The following is a 21595-nucleotide window of genomic DNA, read 5'->3' as shown; positions in this document are numbered from 1 at the left end:
AGAATCACAGTGGAATTTAAATTCTGTAAAAGATTGGAACATTGGTTGTATATTCGCATATTAATAGAATCACAGTGGAATTTAAATGATGATTTTTTGTATAATACTATTTTGATTAGTAGCATATTAATAGAATCACAGTGGAATTTAAATTCTCATGGCAGTAATTACGAATTGCGTTGTGCGCAAGATATTAATAGAATCACAGTGGAATTTAAATTCTTATTTTAGAAGTCTAAATTGAGACAGGCATTTTATATTAATAGAATCACAGTGGAATTTAAATGACGATCTTGTGTCGGCACTTGCTTACACAATCAATATTAATAGAATCACAGTGGAATTTAAATTGGTATCTCTATAGCCGCGGTTGGACACACCGTCTGAATATTAATAGAATCACAGTGGAATTTAAATTTTTATGACTAGTCATAAAAAGGGAGTTGACAGGAATATTAATAGAATCACAGTGGAATTTAAATGTCAGTATGCTTGACAGGCTGTTCATGTTGCCCTGCATATTAATAGAATCACAGTGGAATTTAAATGTTGATATCTTAATTGGTTCTAATGATTGCACAATAATATTAATAGAATCACAGTGGAATTTAAATTGATTCGTTTAAAGAGGGGATTAATGTTCCGTGCGCTATATTAATAGAATCACAGTGGAATTTAAATTAAGACACACAACACAATCACTGCTCTGTATAAGCAATATTAATAGAATCACAGTGGAATTTAAATTACATCATCACCAATTTTGTATATAGATTGTGTGAGTATATTAATAGAATCACAGTGGAATTTAAATAGTTCCATGTTCAATGACGGCTCTTCTACACTTTGTATATTAATAGAATCACAGTGGAATTTAAATATACAATAAAATGCAAAGCTATAGTTTCAGAGGGATATATTAATAGAATCACAGTGGAATTTAAATCAGGACTTTTTCTATCAAGTTTTAAAAGAGAATAAAAGATATTAATAGAATCACAGTGGAATTTAAATATGATGAACTGGTACAGGCAATCAATGCCTATAACGATATTAATAGAATCACAGTGGAATTTAAATTTGCGCAGCAATCGGGCAAAGACCTATTTGTCCGGATATTAATAGAATCACAGTGGAATTTAAATATGTATACGACCGTTGGAGTGACGAACATTACCCATATTAATAGAATCACAGTGGAATTTAAATGTCCTTTGTAGCCTTAATTCCAAAAAGTGCGTTACTATATTAATAGAATCACAGTGGAATTTAAATCAAGTAAAAGAACTGTTAAAGACAACTCTGACGCAATATTAATAGAATCACAGTGGAATTTAAATATGCTATTCTTGCTTATATTACAGTGAGTGCAACGATATTAATAGAATCACAGTGGAATTTAAATTCTGTTGTTGTAGATGTATCTGCTTCAGGTGCGTTCATATTAATAGAATCACAGTGGAATTTAAATGAAGCATGGATGGTTTGTATGATTATTGAAGGATGTATATTAATAGAATCACAGTGGAATTTAAATATAGCACCAATTACTAATACATGTCTTGTAGAAAATATTAATAGAATCACAGTGGAATTTAAATGAAAGAACATTACTGGGCAGAGCGGTAGTGTGCTGCATATTAATAGAATCACAGTGGAATTTAAAGATAGAAGCAAGGTTCTTCTTGGTTGACACCTTATCATATTATAGTGGTTCAGTTGTCAAGACAAAATCTAACATTTTTATAATGAACTGATATGGTTAATGAGTTACCTGTTTCTTGGAGAAATGTTAAAAGGCCCTCCTCAAATCCATACACATGCTAAGCAGCATATGGTAATAGCATTTAGCCGGTATATGATAATCAAGGGAAGAATGACACCTTTCAAAATAGTAGGTGTGGATATATTGTCCAATTGCAATCTTCGCTTCATTGATATTGTTATATATTTTTAAGTGTCTCAAACTGGAATATTAAAATATTGTGAAAATTGTATTACATATTCAGAAAATTTTTAAAATTAAGATTTATTAAGACTAATTTTCTTGTCGAATCCCTTCAATTATGATATAATTTCTGTTAAGATTACAGACTATTTAAAACAAGTAATGAAGGTGAAAAAATAAGATGTTTGAACACAAAAAGATAAATACATTAAATGATTTTTTCATAGAACTTCATAAAAGACCAGAGGAAGGGATTTATTTTTACCGACTTAATGGCTATTCGAATGAAATTAAAACTTTTATTCAAAATTACTACGAATCCGCAAGAAAAGCTGGAGTTGTAATTGAGGGAAAAATTCCAAATCCAGATGAAAAAAACCTGGCATATTATAATGAAATCATGGGAATGGATTTTCAGATGAATCCGGCATTTATTGAAACTGCACTTAAAAAATGGCTTCCAAGAATGAATAGTTTTCAGAGAAAGAATGTTGCATATTCTATTTATGATACATTAGATAGTTTAAGAAAATCCGGCAAAAATGAAAATATGCTCAAAAATGCATATATTAAATTTATGTGCTGGCTTTATTATAAGTTTGAGAGGATTGTGAATCTGCTTGGAACAGAGAAAGTACCAAAAATTTTGTACGAGGGTGAAATCAGTCAGTATGAACTGCTTTTAATTGTGGTGTTGGCAAAAGCTGGATGTGATGTGGTTTTACTTCAATATCATGGCGATAACCGTTATCTCAAATTGGATTTGACCAGTCAGTTGTCCGAGGAATGGAAAGCCCCAGATCTAACAAATTTTCCAGCTGATTTTAGTTTGAAACAGTTAAGAATACAGATGCAGGAAGCGTTTGAACGAGAACGTTTATATGGAAGAGCTTCTTCTTATAAAAATTGTACAAATGCGTGGATAGAGGGAAAGGCTTTAGAGGATATACAAAAAGATGTCTCAACGAGAGGGGCAGATAACAGCTTCTTTTATAATTGTTATTGTCTGATAAATGGAGTGGAAGATAAACTGACGTATGTAAATCAATTATTTTTGTTTTACCAAAGCATAGCAGAAAGTAAGCGAAATCTGGTTGCAATAGATGAGAAAATTCCACTTCCACAGCCAGAGGAAATTTCATCTGTCAGAAGAAAAAATTATATGAATTTAGAACAGATGTTATTGGATTTATCTTCTAATTTAAAAGTTCCTGAAAATGTAGAATTGCAGAGATTATTGATAAAAGCGTTTATGGATGTGATGTTTTCGGAGAGTAAAAAGTCAGGAATGAATTTAAATCGTTTGCTAAATCAAGCAGTGTATCTGCTTTGCTGGACTAAGAGGTATCAAAGGATACTGTTTAAAAACTGGAAGATGCCTGAGATTTCCTGCTTTTTTTATATGACCGCGCAGGTTACAGAGAATGAAGCTCTTTTTCTTCAGATGTTGGCGAGACTCCCGGTAGATGTATTGATTTTAAATCCACAGAGAACAGGAAAGGGAGAGCTGGAAGATCCTTTATTATATGAAGAAAATTATTCTGAAACTTTGAATATCAAAAAAATTCCAAGGGAAAATGTAGATGTTCAAATGGGAACCGTTGCATATCAGGCGGAACGAGAACTGGATACGATTTTATATCAGGATACCGGAATTTATCGAAATCAACAGTATCAAAATGCTAGTGTGATTAATTTAAAAACAACGTATGAAGAGATTGGAATTTTATGGAAAGAGGAATTAAAATATCGTCCGAATTTCAGTACTACACAGGATATTGTCAATCTTCCTGTGATTTTTGCAAAAGTGTGTGGCATAAAAAACGGAGATGAAACAGCATATTGGACTTCAATAAAAGAATTAATTACAGAAGATACATTTGTAGTAAAGCATTTTCCTTTTTTGCAGGCAACGGATGAAAACCCAATGAAGCCTTATGCAACAGAATTTTGGAAAAATGAGAGACTTCATAAAAACAAGATAAAGAATCATCCGAGTTATCCTTATGCAATGCTTCGAGAGGAGATGCAGGATTATATTTTAGATAAGCTGGAGCAGTTAATAAAAAGCAGGGTTATTAGTGGAACATTTGAAAATGGGACAGAGTATACGATTGTATCGACGGTTTTAAATCTGCCAAAGGAAGTAGTAAGGCTGTTACAGGCATTTGATTTTACAAAAGAAAACCCGAAAGCGGTTCTGATTCACACAGGAGAAAAAATGATTTCACTGGAGGATACCATTTTAACCGCATTTTTAAATCTGGCAGGATTTGATGTGGCGTTTTTTGTACCAACCGGTTATCAGAGTATTGAAAAATATTTTAATCGTAAACTATTTGATGAATATCAGATAGGAGAGTATAAATATGATCTACAAATTCCGGATTTTAATCATTTTCTGGGAAATACATGGGTAAGAAAATGGCGGGATAAACTATTAGGAAAAGGAGTATGAGGTATGGGACTTGATTTTGGAAAACCAGAGGCAATGACAGGTTCTGTTGTTGTTCCGGAAAAAAATGAGATAGAAGAGGTAAAACAATATGATATTGTTGCAGACCGTCAGCAGTTAAATACGACACTCACCAACTCAAAAGAAGTAGATGATATTGTCAGTACAATTGAAGTCTATAATTTAGATACAATTGTATCGTTTGGTTCTGAAGTTGCAGAAGAAATTTCTCGTGCCTCCGATGTCGTGTTAAATAATACAAACATGTCGCAACTGGATGATTCCAGTGAACTGTTGAATACACTCACAAAAATTATGAATCAGTTTGATATTGATGAGTTGAAAGAGAATCCGGGTCTGTTTGGAAAATTGTTTGGGAATTTAAGAAAACAGCTGGATAAAATTATAGATAAATATCATACCATGGGGGATGAAGTTGATAAAATCTATGTTCAGTTAAAGAAATACGAAGCGGAAATCCGGCAATCAAACCGAAAACTGGATGAAATGTTTCAGGCGAATGTCAATTATTATCATGAGCTGGTAAAATATATTCTAGCAGGAGAGCAGGGCTGTAAGGAAATTGAAAATTATATCGCCGAGCGTCAGGCGGATATGGAAGCAACCGGTGATCAGTCAATTCAGTTTGAAATTACCAGTCTGAATCAGTCCTTAATGATGTTAGAGCAGAGAACTCAAGATTTGCGTACAGCAGAAAATGTGGCAATGCAGTCCATTCCAATGATTAAGACCATGGAATTTAGTAATATGAATCTGGTTCGAAAGATTAATTCAGCGTTTATCATTACACTTCCGGTATTCAAGCAGGCACTTGCACAGACAATTATGTTGAAGCGTCAGCGTGTGCAGGCAGAAGCAATGTCAGCGCTTGACCAGAAAACGAATGAGTTATTAATGCGTAATGCAAGAAATACTGTAGAGCAGTCAAAGCTCACGGCACAATTAGCTTCAGGGAGTTCTATAAAAACAGAAACACTGGAAAATACCTGGAAGACAATTGTAAATGGAATAGATGAGACAAGACAGATTCAGGAAAATGCAAGAAAGCAGAGGATTGAAGATCAGGCACGATTGGAGACAATCAAACAGGAATTCAACCAGAAATATCATATGCCGAATCAGTCGTATAAATAAGATTGAAAATAAAAGCGCAAGGAGGAAAAAACGATGCCAATCAATTTATCAAAAGGACAGAAAGTAGATTTAACAAAAGGAAATGCATCTTTAAAGCATATCATGGTAGGACTTGGCTGGGATGTCAATGCTTTTGATTCAGGTGCTGATTTTGACTTAGATGCTTCTGCATTTATGTGTGGTGCAAATGGAAAATGCCCGACAGAAAAGGAATTTATATTTTATGGAAATTTGGAGCATCCAAGTGGAGCAGTAAAACATCAGGGAGATAATTTAACAGGTGAAGGCGATGGCGATGATGAACAGATTTTTGTGGATTTAAAAGCGATTCCGGAAAGTGTTGATAAAATTGCCTTTACTGTTACCATTTATGAAGCACAGGAGAGAAGACAAAACTTTGGACAAGTTTCCAATGCGTATATTCGAATTGTAGATGAGGATACCAATCAGGAGTTAATTCGTTATGATTTAGGCGAAGATTTCTCAATTGAAACAGCAATTGTGGTTGGTGAATTGTATCGTCACAATGGCGAGTGGAAATTTAATGCAATCGGAAGTGGATTTCAGGGTGGATTGGCTGCACTTTGTGGTCACTATGGAATTCAGGTTGCGTAAAACAGAAGCAGTAGTTTAACCAAATCAAGTAAGTCACCTGCTTCAATTGCGAAAAGCAATAAGCAGGGGTGGGGACTTGCTTGTATCAGGAGGGGGGTAAGCCCCTTCTGATAAGCTGCGTAGCAGCTATTTGGTTATGAGCAAGTAGCGAAGCGGATTGCGAATATCCACTTGACAATTGTTTTAAGAATATATTTAGAAAATACAGGAGGAAATAGTTATGCCAGTTAGTTTAAAAAAAGGACAGAAAGTGAGTCTTACGAAAGATAATCCAGGATTAAAAAATGTAGTAGTCGGACTCGGCTGGGATATCAATGCGTTTGATACGGGCGGAGAATTTGACTTGGATGCAGCTGCTTTTATGTTAGGTGAAAATGGAAAAGTAACAAAGTCGGAAGATTTTGTATTTTATGGAAACCTCGTTCATCCGTCACAGAGCGTTCAGCATATGGGAGATAATCGTACCGGTGCAGGCGAGGGCGATGATGAGCAGATTAAGATTGATTTAACAAAAGTTCCTGCTGAGATTTCTAAAATTGCGTTTACTGCTACAATTTATGAGGCAGAAGCGAGAAGACAGAACTTTGGACAGGTTGCCAACGCATTTATCCGAATTTACAATGAAGAGACAGGGGAAGAACTGCTTCGTTATGATTTAGGTGAAGATTTCTCAATTGAAACCGCTGTTGTTTTTGGTGAGCTTTATAAAAATGGAGCAGAATGGAAATTTAATGCAATTGGAAGCGGCTATCAAGGTGGACTGGCTGCGCTTTGTGGAAGCTTTGGAGTGGATATAGAATAAGAAAAGACAATAAAAAGAAAAAAATAGAGTCAACAGGAGGACAAAGATATGTCAGTCAGCTTACAAAAAGGACAGAAAGTAAGTCTGTCAAAAGATAATCAGGGGCTTGCACAGGTTATTGTAGGGCTTGGATGGGATGAAGTAAAAAGAAAAGGCGGTTTGTTCTCAAGAAAGCCACAGGCAATTGATTGTGATGCTTCTGCGATTTTATTAAAAAATGGAAAATTGTGCGGAAAAGAGGACCTGGTCTATTTTGGAAATCTTCGTCATAAAAGTGATGCAGTAATGCATCAGGGAGATAATCTTACAGGCGCCGGAGATGGCGATGATGAACAGATTATCGTAGATTTATTGCGGATTCCACAAGAATATGATAGAATTGTAATTGTTGTAAACATTTATAAAGCAGTACAGAGAAACCAGCATTTTGGAATGATTGAAAATGCATTTATCCGTATTGTGGATGCACGAGGAAACAGAGAGTTATGTAAGTATAATTTATCTGAGAATTATGATGGAATGACAGCTATGATTTTTGGAGAAATTTATCGTCATAACGGTGAATGGAAATTTAGTGCAGTTGGACAGGCAACCAAAGATCCAGGTCTTGGAGAGCTTGCAAATCGATTTGTTTAACCGAATCAAGTGGTGAAGTGGATTGCGAATGTCTGCTTGAAAACGTAAAGCAATCGGGTATTTAGGAAGAGAAGCTGTAAGTCCGGTTTCTCTTTCTTTTATACTATAAAAAACTCAAAAAGGAGACAGAAAAATGAAGTACAATGGTTTATCAGACAAGGAAGTCGAAGAGTCCAGAAAGCAACATGGCTCGAATATGATTCCTGATTCAGAACCAACCACATTTTGGGATGAATTCAAGGAAACTTTTAGTGACCCGATGATTAAAGTTCTGTTAGCAATTGCAGCCCTTATGATTGCAATGTTTTTCTTTGGGTATGCTGAGATTTATGAACCATTAGGAACGATTGTTGCAGTTTTAATTGTTGCGTTTGTGTCAGCAAAGACAGGTGTTGCCAGCGATACAAAATATCGTGAGTTGAAAGAGAGTACAGAGAAAGATAAATGTAAAGTTCACAGAAACGGTGTAATTACCATTATTGATGTGGACGATGTTGTAGTAGGCGACAAGGTACTTCTTCAGTCTGGTGATAAAATTCCGGCAGATGGTATCTTAATTGATGGTTCTCTTCGTGTCGATAACTCTGCGTTAAATGGAGAAGCAGAGGAATGCAAGAAAACACAGGCAGATGAATCATTCCAGCTTGCAGATGAAATCACAGGAGATACCTTCGTAGATAAACATTCTCTTTTCCGTGGTGCAATTGTATTTGATGGAGAGGGAATTTTGGATGTCAGAAAAGTCGGCTTGAAAACAATGATGGGAAAAATGGCAGAAGAGATGCAGGAAGATGAGCCGGATTCCCCATTAAAAGTAAAACTTGCGAAACTTGCAAAACAGATTTCTACCTTTGGATATATTGGTGCAATTGTAATTGCAGTGCTCTATTTTGCTTATTTTATTGTTTTGGCCGGAGGTCCGTCCGCTTATTTTGCAGAGGGATTTGAAAATATTTTAAAAGATTTAATTCAGGCGGTTTCTCTTGCAATAGTAATTATTGTCTGTGCAGTACCTGAGGGACTTCCTCTTATGATTTCGCTGGTTTTGATGCAAAATACAAGTAAGATGCTTGACCATAATGTACTTGTCCGTAAAGCCCAGGGTATTGAAACAGCAGGTTCTTTAAATATTTTATTCAGTGATAAAACAGGAACGATTACAAAAGGACGACTGGAAGTTGTTGAGTTCTTCTTTGGAGATGGAAAATCGGTTGCTCTTAGTGAGTTAAAAAATCATGGAAAAGTAAAAGGGCTTGTGGATCTTGCAATTGGAAAGAATACGCAGTCTATGTTTGATGCATCTCATAAAGTAATTGGTGGAAATGCGACAGACCAGGCATTGATGAAATTTATCGGAGAATCTACTTTCCGTGCACTTGAAAGTGATAAAGAGTGTGTAATTACACAACAGCAGGGATTTAACTCTTCTAATAAATTTAGTCAGGCTAGAATTGAAAGTCTTGGAAAGACATTTTATAAAGGAGCTCCGGAACGTTTATTGGGAGCCGCAAAGCATTATCTGGATGCAGACGGAACAGTAAAACCGCTGGATATGGATGTAGTAAATAAAAAGATTGATGAGTTGGCAGTAAAAGCAATGCGTGTCCTTGCTTTTGGATATTCAGAGAGAACTATGACGGAAAATAAAATCAATGATGATGTTGTAATTATTGGTTTAGTTGGAATCCGTGATGATGTTCGCCCGGAAGCAAAAGAAGCGATTGCAGAAGTGCAGGGTGCGGGAATTCAGGTTGTTATGATTACTGGTGACCGTCTGGAAACAGCCGTTGCAATTGCAAAGGATGCGGGTCTGTTAAAAAATAAAGATGATAAGGCACTTTCTTCTGCACAGTTAAATGAGATGAGCGATGATGAAGTAAAGAAAATCATTCCTCATATTCGTGTCATTGCAAGAGCACTTCCTACAGATAAATCCAGAATGGTTCGTCTGTGTCAGGAAATGAATCTTGTTGTGGGTATGACAGGAGATGGAGTAAATGACTCTCCGGCACTGAAACGTGCAGATGTCGGATTTGCAATGGGAAGTGGAACAGAAGCTGCAAAAGAAGCCGGTGAGATTGTTATTTTGGATGATAACTTTAAATCCATTAAAGATGCAATTTTATACGGAAGAACGATTTATCATAATATTTTGAAATTCTGTAAATTCCAGCTTGTAATCAATGTAACGGCAGTAGTGGTTAGTGCGATTGCACCGTTCTTTGGTGTAGAAGAACCGTTAAAAGTAACTCATTTACTGTTTGTAAACCTTGTTATGGATGGTTTGGGCGCAATCATGCTTGGAAATGAACCGGCACTTGAGAAATATATGGATGAAAAACCAAGACGCAGAGATGAAAGCATCATCAGTAAACAGATGATGGGACAGATTTTAACAATGGGTCTTTGGCTTACGGTTGTCAGTTTTGTGTATTTGAAAGCACCGTTCTTTAAAAATTTATTTGAAAACGAAGAACAGCATTTAACAGGATATTTTGTATTATTCATCGTAAGTGCTTTGTTTAATGGATTTAATGTAAGAGATGACGGAGCTGAAATTTTCAAAGGACTGGATTTAAATCCAGGATTCTTAAAAGTGTTCTTTGCAATTATTTTAGTACAGGCAGTGATTGTAAATGCAGGTTTGATTCCATTTGTCGTATTTGATTGGATTGGTGAAATGTTCAGTTGTGTTCCATTTGGAATTAAGGGCTGGATTGCAGCGATTCTTTTAGCGGTTACTATGATACCGGTAGATTTAATCCGAAAAGCAATTGTAAATAAAAAACATTAAAATAAAAAGCAGATACATGGAAGCGTAGAAAGTTCCGGTATCTGCTTTTTAAGCCTGAAATTAATCGATTCCAACTCGGATTCCACCGATTCTTTCATTTGGCTGAACTAAAACAGTAACTGGCTGGTGGGAATTCCATTCATAAGAGTAAGATTCACCGGAAGCCTGTCCGATAAAGTTTTTCCATGAAAGATCCGTTTTAATCTGCGGATCACAGTATCCACGCTGGGAGAACCAGCAGATTACGGCATCAGGGTCTACACAGAGAGTGGAATTACTGTTTACATTGCTTAAAACGATTGGATTTCCATTGCAAAGCAGGGCGACATAAGCATTTGGTCCTGTTCCTGTTAATGTTGATGTGGCAAGTCCTTTTTGAGAGAAAATTCCACAGCCGATGAAGCGCACCTGATAATTACAGTCCGGTGTAAAGGCAAGAATATTTTCAGATTCTACAGAAACAACTTCTCCCGGGGCAAGCTGGTAAATAACGACATGCTGACCTTTATCTGCATAATAAGTGACAGAATCTCCATTCATGGTAACTTTCATAAGTGGGAAGTTTTCACCGGTCGCTCTTCTCATCAATGAGCCAAAGGCAGCTTGCGCAAGACTTTGTTGTGGACCGAGCAGTACTTTTTCAAAACGATAATTTTTGTTTCCTGGGTTATCTCCGGCAATAAAAGCGCCGGCTTTTACAAAAAGTGTATCAGAACCAGAACAAGTTACTTTTAAAGATAATTCATTTACAGTTTCAAATGTAAGCATAGCAAAGTTCCTCCTAAGTATAAGTGAGTGTAGCGTGAGCTGAGGTTAAATCGAACGCTTATGATACATTAACACCATAACGTCTGCAAAGCCCGGCAAGGTCTTCTTTTACCCCATTTCCAACAGCATGAAATTTCCAGATACCATTATGCAGATAGATTTCTCCAATCATCATAGAAGTAACAGATTCATAATAATCACTCATTGGAAAGCTGACTAATTCGTGTTGGTTAGAATCTATAATCTGGATATACGCATGTTCAATCATACTGAAATTTAAATTTCTTGTAAGTGCTTCGTTTATAGTTAATACAAATACGATTTTTTGCACAACGGAATTTAACTGATTTAGCTGAATATGAATTTTTTCGCATTGATTGGCTGAAAGTGTTTCAAATGAAACAGATTGATCAGGGCTTTGTGGCTGACCGTAAAAAACAAACCAGGAATCTCCTAAGACTTTTTGATTTGCTCCTAATAAAAATGCAGAGACATCCACATCGCAGGCGGTTTTTTTTACGTTCCATCCTAGTAGAACGTCGACAGATGGAGAAACAGAATTTGTAAACAGTGCAATTTTCTGACCTTTTTGTACGATGTTTTTTAAAGTCGGATGCCTGTAAGAAGGAGTAGTGGGAGCAGGTGAATGAGAGTGCAAATTTTGGTTTAACTGTAAAATTGTCTGAGAGGACTTTGCGGTTCGTACTTTTTGGGTATTCAGCGACAAAATAGTCTGTGAATGAAAGGCAGGTATTGTTTTTTCAGGAATTTGAATCATAAGAAACTTCCTTTCTTTTTTACATCTTTTTAAAATCATAGTAGCATTTTAGAGAGAAAAAAGCAATGAAACAGCAGAGAAATTGACAGGAAATATTGAGTTTCTCTTGTGGGTATAGTATGATAAAAAACAGAAAATAAAAGAAATAAAAAGAAAAATAATGAGGATAATTATGAATCCAATAATTGAGATAACAAATTTTGAATTTCCAGAACTGGATGTTTATGCACGACTGAATGAAAGCCAGCTTTTACATTTTAATGAGCCAAACCCTGGGATTTTTATTGCAGAAAGCCCAAAAGTTATTGAACGGGCATTAAATGCCGGATACCATCCGATTTCTTTTTTAATAGAAAAGAAAGAGATAGGAGCACAGGCAGAAGAAATTTTCTCACGATGGGAATCTGTTCCGGTTTATACAGCAGAATTTGAAGTGCTCAAACAGCTTACAGGCTTTGGGTTGACAAGGGGAATGTTGTGTGCAATGGAGCGTTTGTCTTTAAAAAGTGTAGAAGAGGTCTGCAAAAACGCAAGAAGAATTGCAGTCTTAGAAAATGTTGTAAATCCAACTAATGTGGGCGCAATTTTTCGCTCGGCAGCGGCATTAAATATGGATGCGGTATTATTAACTCCAGCTTGCAGTGACCCTCTTTATAGAAGGGCTGCCCGCGTCAGTATGGGGACAGTATTTCAAGTTCCGTGGACATTTTTTGATAAAAAGAAAGTGAGCTGGCCGGATGGAGGAATTCAATTGTTAAAAGAAATGGGATTTCAAACAGCAGCAATGGCATTGACGGATGATTCGGTCAGTATTGATGATAAAAATCTTATGGCAGAAGAAAAGCTTGCAATTGTGCTTGGAACAGAAGGAGAAGGGTTGGCAAAACATACCATCGCAACTTGTGATTATACGGTAAAGATTCCAATGATGCATGGTGTGGATTCGTTAAATGTAGCGGCAGCAAGTGCGGTAGCGTTTTGGCAGCTTGGAATGGCAAAAACAGATGGTTGTTGAATAAGAAAATCTATCTTCATAGGCAGAGTACCACGTCCATAGGAGCTGCTGCACCGCATGGGCGTGGGTGAATGCCTATAACCTACCGATTGCCTTGATTTTGAATATATTGTTTTACTACTTTCAGGCTGTTTTCGCTAACGGTCGTGATAAAATAACTGTCTGACCAGAAATAAGGTTTCCAATAATACTTCTTTAAAAGTGTTTCGCCATAAAGTGTCCTTGCCCGTCGTGCTGTCTGCGTCTTTAAAACATTTGCCAATTCTGCTGGAGAAGTTATCGCATCCACTTCCATGAGGACATGGATATGATCCGGCTCGCCATTAATCTCCAGGATACGGAATCCGCGCTGTTCGGCAATATAGTGGATACGTTCATAAACAGTATCCTTTACGTCCCCGGTAAGTACCGGATGCCTGTATTTTGTGACAAGCACAATGGGATACTGTAACAAAAAGCAACTGTGTCTGTGCACATAATAATCTGTATTTTCTTTCTTCCTCATAACGGTTCTCCTTTACATTCGAATATATGTTTGGTATAATTATATTATAAAATACAATGCATTAGAAAGGAGACAGTCAATGGCTTATTCTGTAGCACAGCATGTCATTTCAAAAAAAGACAGCATTTACGATTATTGTGATGATCTCAGCAGAAAATCAAAGCTGCTGTATAACGCTTCCCTCTTCCGTATCCGGAATATTTTTACCGGATATGAAAAAGAACATCTCACTTCCAACGAAGCCGAAGTATTCGGGGAAGTAAAATTGCTGCATGAATCTTATCCGGGCATCCATATCCAAAAAGTAATCTGCTACAAGCATCTGGAGAAGCTGATGCGTGTGACAGAGAATCCTGATTTCTTTGCCGGACTCCCTATGCAGACAGCCCAGGCGATCGTGAAACAGGCAGTCACAGATTTCAACAACTGGCTGAAAGCATTGAAGGCTTATGCGAAACATCCAGAGGACTTTCTTGGCAGACCGAAGATGCCACATTACAAAAAGGACAGCCTTACTACTGTCACGGTCACAAACCAGGATGCTGTTTTATATCCGGAAGAGTCCGGGGTCTCCTTAAAACTACCGCTCATCAAGGAGCGGATTCTGTTATCTAACATTTCCGGCAGGTCTACACTGAAGGAGATTAAAATCAAACCGTATTATGGGCGCTTCCTTCTTTGTCTGACTATGGAAGAACCAGATAGAACAGAAACACCTTCGATGCCCCATGTCTGCGCCATTGATTTTGGTACGGATAACTTCGCAGCCATCGTATGTGATGATCATTCATCAGCTATTTACAAAGGCGGAGCTGTCTTATCCAATACCCAATGGTTTCATAAACAGCGGGCAAAGTACATTTCCATCCTTACAAAAGGTCATAGTCAGAGGAATGCAACTTCTGCAAGATTGAAAGCTCTTTCTTTTCATCATGCGAATTTTACCAAAGACCAGTGTCATAAGATCAGCCGAAACATTATCGACTTCTGCCTGGAGCACCAGGCTGGGACTTTAATCCTTGGAGTAAATCCACTTTGGAAGCAGCGCACCAACATGGGTACTGCAAGCAATCAGAAGTTTGTAGCTATGCCGATCAGCATCCTGCGTACCATGATCTCCTATAAGGCATTGAACGCCGGTATCCGCATCATCGAGCAGGAAGAAAGCTATACATCAAAAGCGGATATCACCAGGAATGATTATCTTCCTACTTACGGAAAAGACGACAATAACGCAACTTTTTCCGGTGCACGTATTACACGTGGGCTTTATCGTTGTGCGGATGGGACGCTCTTGAATGCAGACTGTAATGCAGCCGCAAACATTATGAGGAAAGCAATCCCTGATATCTGGAAGGATACCAGTGATTATACATTCCTTTCATCCCCAAAAGTGTATGGATTCCACGAACTGAACCCTAAAAGTATTCCTGTCAAAAGGATAGTGGCATAAATGAATATGCCTTAATTGGTACGGACAGCCAGATTTTTTTGGTCAGAAATGGGTAACTGTCACGACTGTTAGAAACCACTTCCATAGGAGCTACTGCACCGCATGGGAGGGGTAATTCATGATACACTAAAAAATTGAGAGAAAAGAAAGAGCATAGATAAAGGAGAAAGAAAATGCCAGTATTTGACTTTAGTGATACACCAAATGAAAAAAAAGATCCGGAATGTACTTATGAGGTTTTTTATTCAAATGAATCAGAAGCAACACCGGAGAAACCAATTTTAATTTTAGATAATTCTGCCCGTCAGTGGAAACATCATTCCGGCGGAATTTTTACCAATCCAAGTAAACGTACGACGTTTGAGTTTAAAGAAGAAGATGGAGTTTTTACAGCAGATATCTTAGAGATTGATGCTCGTTTTACAAGTCTTTTACGCTGGATGGGAGAAAACCATATCAACGTCCGGCTTTCTGGAAAGAATCAGGAAAATGGTTATGCAGTCTATAAGATTCGTGAAACTGCTTTTGGAGGTGGAACAAAACTTTCAGCAGAAGATGGATTTCTCCAGTTTATGATTGACCGTCTGTTGGCAAGTGATGCACCGGCAGAGGAAGTCAGTGATGAAGAAGAGGAAGAAGTCGGCGATGATATGAAACTGACCAGTATTCAGAGTATTACAGATTTTATGAACTGTGCAGGAAAGACGATGCCGGATAATATCCGTCTCTGGGCCAGACGAAATCTTGCAGTTGCACGTTCTCATGAAGTTTCACCGGAAGAAAGACGCCATGCACAAAGAGCGCTTTCTATTATGATGAATATTCAGTGGAAGAGTAATTATTTTGAATCCATTGACCCGGAAGAAGCTCGTAAGATTTTAGATGAAGAACTTTATGGAATGGAACGTGTCAAACAGAGAATTATGGAAACCATTATTCAGATTAATCGTACGCATACACTTCCGGCTTATGGTCTGTTATTAGTTGGTCCGGCAGGAACAGGAAAATCACAGATTGCTTATGCGGTTGCCCGTATCTTAAAATTACCGTGGACAACACTTGATATGAGTTCCATCAATGACCCAGAACAGTTAACAGGAAGTTCTCGTGTTTATGCAAATGCAAAACCTGGAATCATCATGGAAGCCTTTGCGATGTCAGGAGAGTCAAATCTGGTTTTCATTATCAATGAGTTAGATAAAGCAGCATCCGGAAAAGGAAATGGAAATCCGGCGGATGTGCTTTTAACCCTGCTTGATAATCTTGGATTTACAGATAACTATATCGAATGTCTGATTCCTACTGTAGGAGTTTATCCGATTGCAACGGCAAATGATAAATCACAGATTAGTGCACCTTTGATGTCTCGTTTTGCGGTAATTGATATTCCGGATTATACACCAGAAGAGAAAAAGATTATCTTTTCTAAATTTGCACTCCCAAAAGTGCTTAGAAGAATGAGTATGAAAGAAAATGAATGTATTGTGACAGAAGAAGCTTTAGATATGGTAATTAAAATGCACGAAAACACAAGTGGAATTCGTGACTTGGAGCAGGCAGCAGAACATATTGCAGCAAATGCACTTTATCAAATCGAGGTAAATCATGTATCTAAAGTAGTATTTGACGCTGAAATGGTAAAAAATCTGCTGTCATAAAAAGAAAAATGAAACAATTAAAAACAAGAATGGGTACATTTGAGATTGATACATACAAAGTTCCAAAAGAGTATCAGTGCTATGGCATAGAGACAATTTCGAGAACAAATGACACACATTGGAGTGTCTGCACAATCAGCCAGTCTGTGAAGGTGAATGACAAAGTTTATAGTCCTGTTTTATATCAAAGCTGTATGCATCCAGAACAGGTTACGATTTATCCACTTAAAGTAGAACAGGATGGAGAGAAGATAACGTTTGTCACTCGTTATGATAAGGCAGAATATAATCTGAAAGAAAAAGAGATAAAAGCTGAATTTTGTATGTGGTATCCAAAGCTAAAAAAGAAAAGATGTAATCCATGTCAAAATTGTGGAAGATGTTAAAAAAACGGTCATTTATGTTAGTTAAATGGCCGTTTTTATGGAAATGGAGAGTATAAAATGATTACGCTAAACGATTATCTATATGATGGAGATACGATTTTTCGCATTTTGCAAAAATATATCAATGATTTAAAAAAAAGTGCAAAAGAAAATCAAAATGAAATTGACCGGATTCACAGTCATTTTCTGATTCAGATTCGTGAACTTCTTGAACATAATGATTTCTTGACGGCACAGTCTCAGAAAATCCGTGAATTTTATAAATATATGGCAAAGGAATATCCATATCTTGCTTTTACTTTTAAGGGAAGAATCAAATCTTTGATTCGGGCGGAGGAAAAATTCAACAGTTATGTGATGGAATATATTTATGAATATTATTCCGAACATCAGGTTTATCCGCCAGTCTCCGAATTAAAAAAGAAATTAAGCTGTTTTCGAGATTTGATTGCCTATCGAATTGTAATTTCTATGCCGAAATGTCATTTTAAAAGTGAACAGGAAAGAAGAGATGCTGAATTAAACTGTTTGTATGAGATTGCAAATGTACTGCCGGAATTTTTAGAGGAGCGTGGATTTACAGCAGAGCCTGCAAATGGTGTGCAGGAAAGCTGTTCATCTTTATTAAATCCGGAAGTGAAGCCTTATTACAGGGATTATGTATCTAATCATGAAGAAAATGAGTATCAGTCTCTTCACATTACATTTTATGATAATAGTTCACGAAGTTATATGGAAGTACAGCTTCGGACCAAGATGATGGATGATGTGGCTGAAATTGGAGCAGCAAATCATCGTGTATATGAAAAAAAGCAGGAAAAAGAACGAAGAAAAAGAAACCAGATTCCGAAAGGCGAATGTCTGTATTTTGATGAGGCATATGAACGAGGGATGCGTCTTTTGGAACTGGATTTATCAAAACTTGATGTGAATATGTTCTCAGCAGTTGATAATAGGCTGATTAATGATGGATGTGGATTGTACAGAGGACGCTTGATTCTTCCTTATGAGCATTTATCAAGATTTCAAAATGATTTAATTGACTGAAAATGGGAATAAAAAGAGGATAAATTATGCAGACTGAAAAAAGAAAAAGTTCAGAAAAACAAAAGATAAGAGGTTTCTTATTTGCATTGTCTGGTGGGATTTTATGGGGATTTTCAGGAACATGTGGACAGTATCTGTTTACATTTGAAGATTTAAATTCGGAATGGCTGACGGTAACAAGAATGTTATTTAGCGGAATTATTTTGCTTGGTGTATCTGCCATCAGTCATCGGGAAGAAATGACTGCAGTATGGAAAAACAAAAAAGATGCAATAAGACTTGTCTTATTTGCAATTTTGGGACTTACCAATTGTCAATATATGTATTTGACTGCAATTGCTTATTCGAATGCGGGAACGGCTACTGTATTGCAGTATTTAGGTCCGGCTTTGATTATGATTATCTCCTGCGTGATGGGAAGGAGGCTTCCCTCGAAAAAAGAACTGGGTGCAATCTTGCTTGCGATTACCGGAACATTTCTGCTTGCAACACATGGAAATCCAGGAACACTTGTAATTTCGAAAGAGGGATTATTCTGGGGACTGAGTTCCGCAGTCGCACTGGTACTTTATACAATGCTGCCAGGAAATTTAATTAGTCGTTATGGAAGTACCGTAATTGTTGGTTTTGGCATGATGATAGGTGGTATTTTCTTATTTTTTGTATTTGGATATTGGAATTATAAAATTGCTTTTCATTTACCACTTGTTTTAGGTGTAGGAGCAATTGTTTTGATTGGGACCGCACTTGCATTTACACTGTATTTACAAGGTGTGAGCGATATTGGCTCGGTAAAGGCAAGTATGATTGCATGTGTAGAGCCAGTATCAGCCACCATTATTTCCGCATTATGGTTAAAGACAAAATTTACAGGAATTGATATCGTGGGGCTTATAGCAATTTTAACAGCTGTATTATTATTAAGCAAAAAAGATAATAGCAGAGTAAAGACTTTGTCAGTTGAATAAGAAAATAAAAAAATTTTGTTTATAGGTTATCGGCCGGAACAAATCTGATATACTGTATTTTAGAATACACGCACACGATTAGTTTGAACTTACCGACTTGTTTTTGAAAATGATACAAAAAATCAGACAAAAAACAGAAAAAAATCAGCAAAATACACAAAAAACTCTTGCTCTATAAAAAACAATACGGTATAATGAATATAAATAGGGGAATAAAAAAATTAATATCGTGAAGATATATAACCTAATAAAGGAGGAAACGGAATGTTAGACCAATCATACTATGAAAAGGCGGATGCGATTATTGAACAGTATGGTCGTAAGCCTGCCTCACTGATTCCGATTATGCAGGATATTCAGGCAGAATACCGTTATTTGCCGGGAGAGCTGTTAAATTATGTGGCAGATGAAATCGGAGTCACCCGTTCAAGAGCGTACAGCGTAGCGACTTTTTATGAAAACTTTTCTTTTGATGCAAAAGGAAAATATATCATTAAGGTGTGTGATGGTACAGCCTGTCATGTTAGAAAATCTCAGCCGGTAAAAGATGCAATTGTAAAAGAACTGGGATTAGAGGGGAAAAAATGTACAACAGATGACATGATGTTTACCGTAGAGACTGTATCTTGTCTTGGCGCATGCGGATTAGCACCAACTATGATGGTAAATGAAGATGTCCATCCAAAGATGACACCGGATAAGGCTGTAAAATTAATCAGAGAATTAAGAGGGGGGAATCAGGAATGAGTATTGCAAGCAAAGAAGACCTGTTGAACAAGCAAAAAGAAGCTCAGGAAAAGATTGATTCTTACACCTGTCGTATTCTTGTCTGTTCAGGAACCGGATGTGTGGCTTCCGGCTCACAGAAAATTTATGATGAAATGGTGAAACTCTGTGAAGGATTAGATAATGTAGAAGTCAGCATGCAGAAAGACGTACCGCATATTGGTACAGTAAAAACAGGCTGTCAGGGACTTTGCGAATTAGGACCGTTAGTTCGTATTGAACCACAGCATTTACAGTATGTGCATGTCCAGATGGATGATTGTAAAGAGATTGTAGAAAAAACTGTTTTAAAAGGAGAGCCGATTGAACGGCTGTTTTATAAACATGAGGAAAAACCATGTAAACATCCGGAAGATATTCCGTTTTTGAATCAGCAGACCAGAATTGTACTAGAGCATTGTGGGAATATTGATGCGGAATCTATTGATGAATACATTGCCGCTGGTGGTTTTCAGGCGGTTGTAAAGGCATTTTTTGAGATGACACCGGAAGAAGTCATTGATGAAATTACAAAATCCGGAATCCGTGGTCGAGGCGGTGCCGGTTTCCCAATGGGTAAAAAATGGAGTCAGGTGGCACGAATTGAATCCGATGTAAAATATGTTGTTTGTAATGGTGATGAAGGTGACCCTGGAGCATTTATGGATGGCTCCGTTATGGAAGGTGACCCTTATAAATTAATGGAAGGCATGATTATTGCTGCTTATGCGGTTGGCGCTCATGATGGTTATATTTATGTGCGTGCGGAATATCCGCTTTCTGTTGCAAGATTAAAACTGGCAATTGCTCAGGCAGAAGAATATGGTCTTTTAGGAGATAACATCTTAGGTTCAGGTGTGAACTTCCATTTACATATCAACCGTGGAGCAGGAGCATTTGTTTGTGGTGAAGGTTCTGCCCTGACAGCATCAATTGAGGGTAAACGAGGAATGCCTCGTGTAAAACCACCTCGTACCGTAGAAAAAGGTCTTTGGGAAAAACCAACCGTTTTAAATAATGTTGAAACTTATGCAAATGTAGCTAGAATCATTCTAGATGGTTCAGACTGGTATCGTTCAATTGGAACAGAAGGCAGTTCAGGAACAAAGACATTTTCTTTAACCGGAGCAATTGAAAATACAGGTCTGATTGAAGTTCCGATGGGAACAACTCTTCGTCAGATTATTTATGATATTGGTGGCGGTATTAAAAAAGGAGCCGCATTTAAGGCTGTTCAGATTGGTGGACCATCTGGTGGATGTCTGGTAGAAAAACATTTGGATGAACCGCTTGATTTTGACTCTGTTAAGAAGTTTAATGCGATTATCGGTTCTGGTGGTCTGGTTGTTATGGATGAAAATACCTGCATGGTAGATGTGGCAAAATTCTTTATGGGATTTACACAGAGAGAATCCTGTGGAAAATGCGGTCCATGTCGAATCGGAACAAAACGTATGCTTGAACTGCTTGAGAAAATTACAGGTGGTAAAGGTGAAATGAAAGACCTGGACAAACTGGAGGAAACGGCGAAATTTATTCAGTCTCGTTCCCTTTGTGGACTTGGTAAGAGTGCACCGCTTCCGGTTATCAGTACACTGCAAAATTTCCGTGACGAATATGAAGAGCATATCGTAGAAGGAAAATGCCGTGCTCATGTTTGTGAGGTAATGAAAGTTTATACGATTGACCCTGAAAAATGTAAGGGATGTACAAAATGTGCACGTAATTGTCCGGTTAGCGCAATTACGGGAGAAAAGAAAGAACCGCATATCATTGATCAGATTAAATGTATTAAATGTGGTACTTGTATGGAAAACTGTGTATTTGATGCAATCAGTGTAAGCTAA

Annotated in this window: 17 protein-coding genes and 1 CRISPR repeat array (1 of these 18 cut by a window edge); of the genes, 14 read left to right on the top strand and 3 right to left on the bottom strand. The window is 37.2% G+C overall.

Annotated features, from left to right (window positions below; all coding sequences use genetic code 11):
• Positions 1 to 1667: a CRISPR direct-repeat array (repeat unit 30 nt; unit sequence ATATTAATAGAATCACAGTGGAATTTAAAT); it reaches 1003 nt to the left of the window's first position.
• Positions 1668 to 2129: 462 nt separating this feature from the next.
• The 6 genes from ACYQ2D_RS02570 to ACYQ2D_RS02545 all read left to right on the top strand — a co-directional run bounded on the left by ACYQ2D_RS02570 (position 2130) and on the right by ACYQ2D_RS02545 (position 10405).
• A complete protein-coding gene (locus ACYQ2D_RS02570) occupies positions 2130 to 4406 on the top strand; it encodes a YceG family protein (protein ID WP_459784540.1) in 2277 nt (758 codons plus the stop codon).
• Positions 4407 to 4409: 3 nt separating this feature from the next.
• Positions 4410 to 5558, top strand: coding sequence for a toxic anion resistance protein (locus tag ACYQ2D_RS02565; RefSeq protein ID WP_459784539.1), 1149 nt, complete (start codon positions 4410 to 4412; stop codon positions 5556 to 5558).
• Positions 5559 to 5591: 33 nt separating this feature from the next.
• The gene (locus ACYQ2D_RS02560; protein ID WP_022304608.1) at positions 5592 to 6173 is read left to right on the top strand and encodes a TerD family protein; all 582 of its coding nucleotides are present in this window, start codon (positions 5592 to 5594) and stop codon (positions 6171 to 6173) included.
• Positions 6174 to 6393: 220 nt separating this feature from the next.
• Positions 6394 to 6975, top strand: a complete 582-nt coding sequence (locus ACYQ2D_RS02555) for a TerD family protein (RefSeq protein ID WP_444139394.1) — start codon at positions 6394 to 6396, stop codon at positions 6973 to 6975.
• A 48-nt stretch (positions 6976 to 7023) separates the two neighbouring features.
• A complete protein-coding gene (locus ACYQ2D_RS02550) occupies positions 7024 to 7611 on the top strand; it encodes a TerD family protein (protein WP_022304606.1) in 588 nt (195 codons plus the stop codon).
• A 133-nt stretch (positions 7612 to 7744) separates the two neighbouring features.
• On the top strand, positions 7745 to 10405 hold the full coding sequence (locus tag ACYQ2D_RS02545) for a calcium-translocating P-type ATPase, PMCA-type (RefSeq protein ID WP_187557981.1): 2661 nt from the start codon (positions 7745 to 7747) through the stop codon (positions 10403 to 10405).
• Between the two features lie 60 nt (positions 10406 to 10465).
• On the opposite strand, the gene ACYQ2D_RS02540 is transcribed toward ACYQ2D_RS02545, so the two are convergent.
• Complete coding sequence (locus tag ACYQ2D_RS02540) at positions 10466 to 11173, bottom strand: AIM24 family protein (protein WP_459784537.1); 708 nt, start codon at positions 11171 to 11173, stop codon at positions 10466 to 10468.
• Positions 11174 to 11231: 58 nt separating this feature from the next.
• Positions 11232 to 11951: a TerD family protein gene (locus ACYQ2D_RS02535; protein ID WP_459784535.1), complete on the bottom strand. Its 720-nt coding sequence runs from the start codon at positions 11949 to 11951 to the stop codon at positions 11232 to 11234.
• A gap of 172 nt (positions 11952 to 12123) precedes the next feature.
• On the opposite strand from ACYQ2D_RS02535, the gene ACYQ2D_RS02530 reads away from it, so the two are divergent.
• The gene (locus ACYQ2D_RS02530; RefSeq protein ID WP_117456425.1) at positions 12124 to 12966 is read left to right on the top strand and encodes a TrmH family RNA methyltransferase; all 843 of its coding nucleotides are present in this window, start codon (positions 12124 to 12126) and stop codon (positions 12964 to 12966) included.
• Positions 12967 to 13048: 82 nt separating this feature from the next.
• Here the strand turns inward: ACYQ2D_RS02530 and tnpA are convergent, their stop codons facing one another.
• Positions 13049 to 13471: an IS200/IS605 family transposase gene (tnpA, locus tag ACYQ2D_RS02525; RefSeq protein ID WP_459784534.1), complete on the bottom strand. Its 423-nt coding sequence runs from the start codon at positions 13469 to 13471 to the stop codon at positions 13049 to 13051.
• Between the two features lie 79 nt (positions 13472 to 13550).
• Between tnpA and ACYQ2D_RS02520 the strand changes: the two genes are divergently transcribed.
• From ACYQ2D_RS02520 to ACYQ2D_RS02490, 7 genes are all read left to right on the top strand, one after another.
• Complete coding sequence (locus tag ACYQ2D_RS02520) at positions 13551 to 14924, top strand: RNA-guided endonuclease InsQ/TnpB family protein (protein WP_459784533.1); 1374 nt, start codon at positions 13551 to 13553, stop codon at positions 14922 to 14924.
• A gap of 173 nt (positions 14925 to 15097) precedes the next feature.
• Positions 15098 to 16582: an AAA family ATPase gene (locus ACYQ2D_RS02515; protein ID WP_118700864.1), complete on the top strand. Its 1485-nt coding sequence runs from the start codon at positions 15098 to 15100 to the stop codon at positions 16580 to 16582.
• 8 nt (positions 16583 to 16590) lie between these two features.
• On the top strand, positions 16591 to 16968 hold the full coding sequence (locus tag ACYQ2D_RS02510; RefSeq protein ID WP_022304169.1) for a hypothetical protein: 378 nt from the start codon (positions 16591 to 16593) through the stop codon (positions 16966 to 16968).
• A gap of 57 nt (positions 16969 to 17025) precedes the next feature.
• Positions 17026 to 18015, top strand: a complete 990-nt coding sequence (locus ACYQ2D_RS02505) for a nucleotidyltransferase family protein (protein WP_117456427.1) — start codon at positions 17026 to 17028, stop codon at positions 18013 to 18015.
• A 26-nt stretch (positions 18016 to 18041) separates the two neighbouring features.
• Complete coding sequence (locus ACYQ2D_RS02500; protein ID WP_187557977.1) at positions 18042 to 18983, top strand: DMT family transporter; 942 nt, start codon at positions 18042 to 18044, stop codon at positions 18981 to 18983.
• 264 nt (positions 18984 to 19247) lie between these two features.
• Entirely contained in the window at positions 19248 to 19730 is a 483-nt protein-coding gene (locus ACYQ2D_RS02495) for a complex I 24 kDa subunit family protein (RefSeq protein WP_117456429.1), read from the top strand.
• On the top strand, positions 19727 to 21595 hold the full coding sequence (locus ACYQ2D_RS02490) for an NADH-ubiquinone oxidoreductase-F iron-sulfur binding region domain-containing protein (RefSeq protein WP_459784531.1): 1869 nt from the start codon (positions 19727 to 19729) through the stop codon (positions 21593 to 21595). Before ACYQ2D_RS02495 ends, ACYQ2D_RS02490 begins: the two co-directional genes overlap by 4 nt.

This window comes from Blautia stercoris (assembly GCF_054657695.1).
The sequence above is the reverse complement of the archived record's forward strand: the minus strand, read 5'-3'. Positions and strand labels throughout refer to the sequence as shown.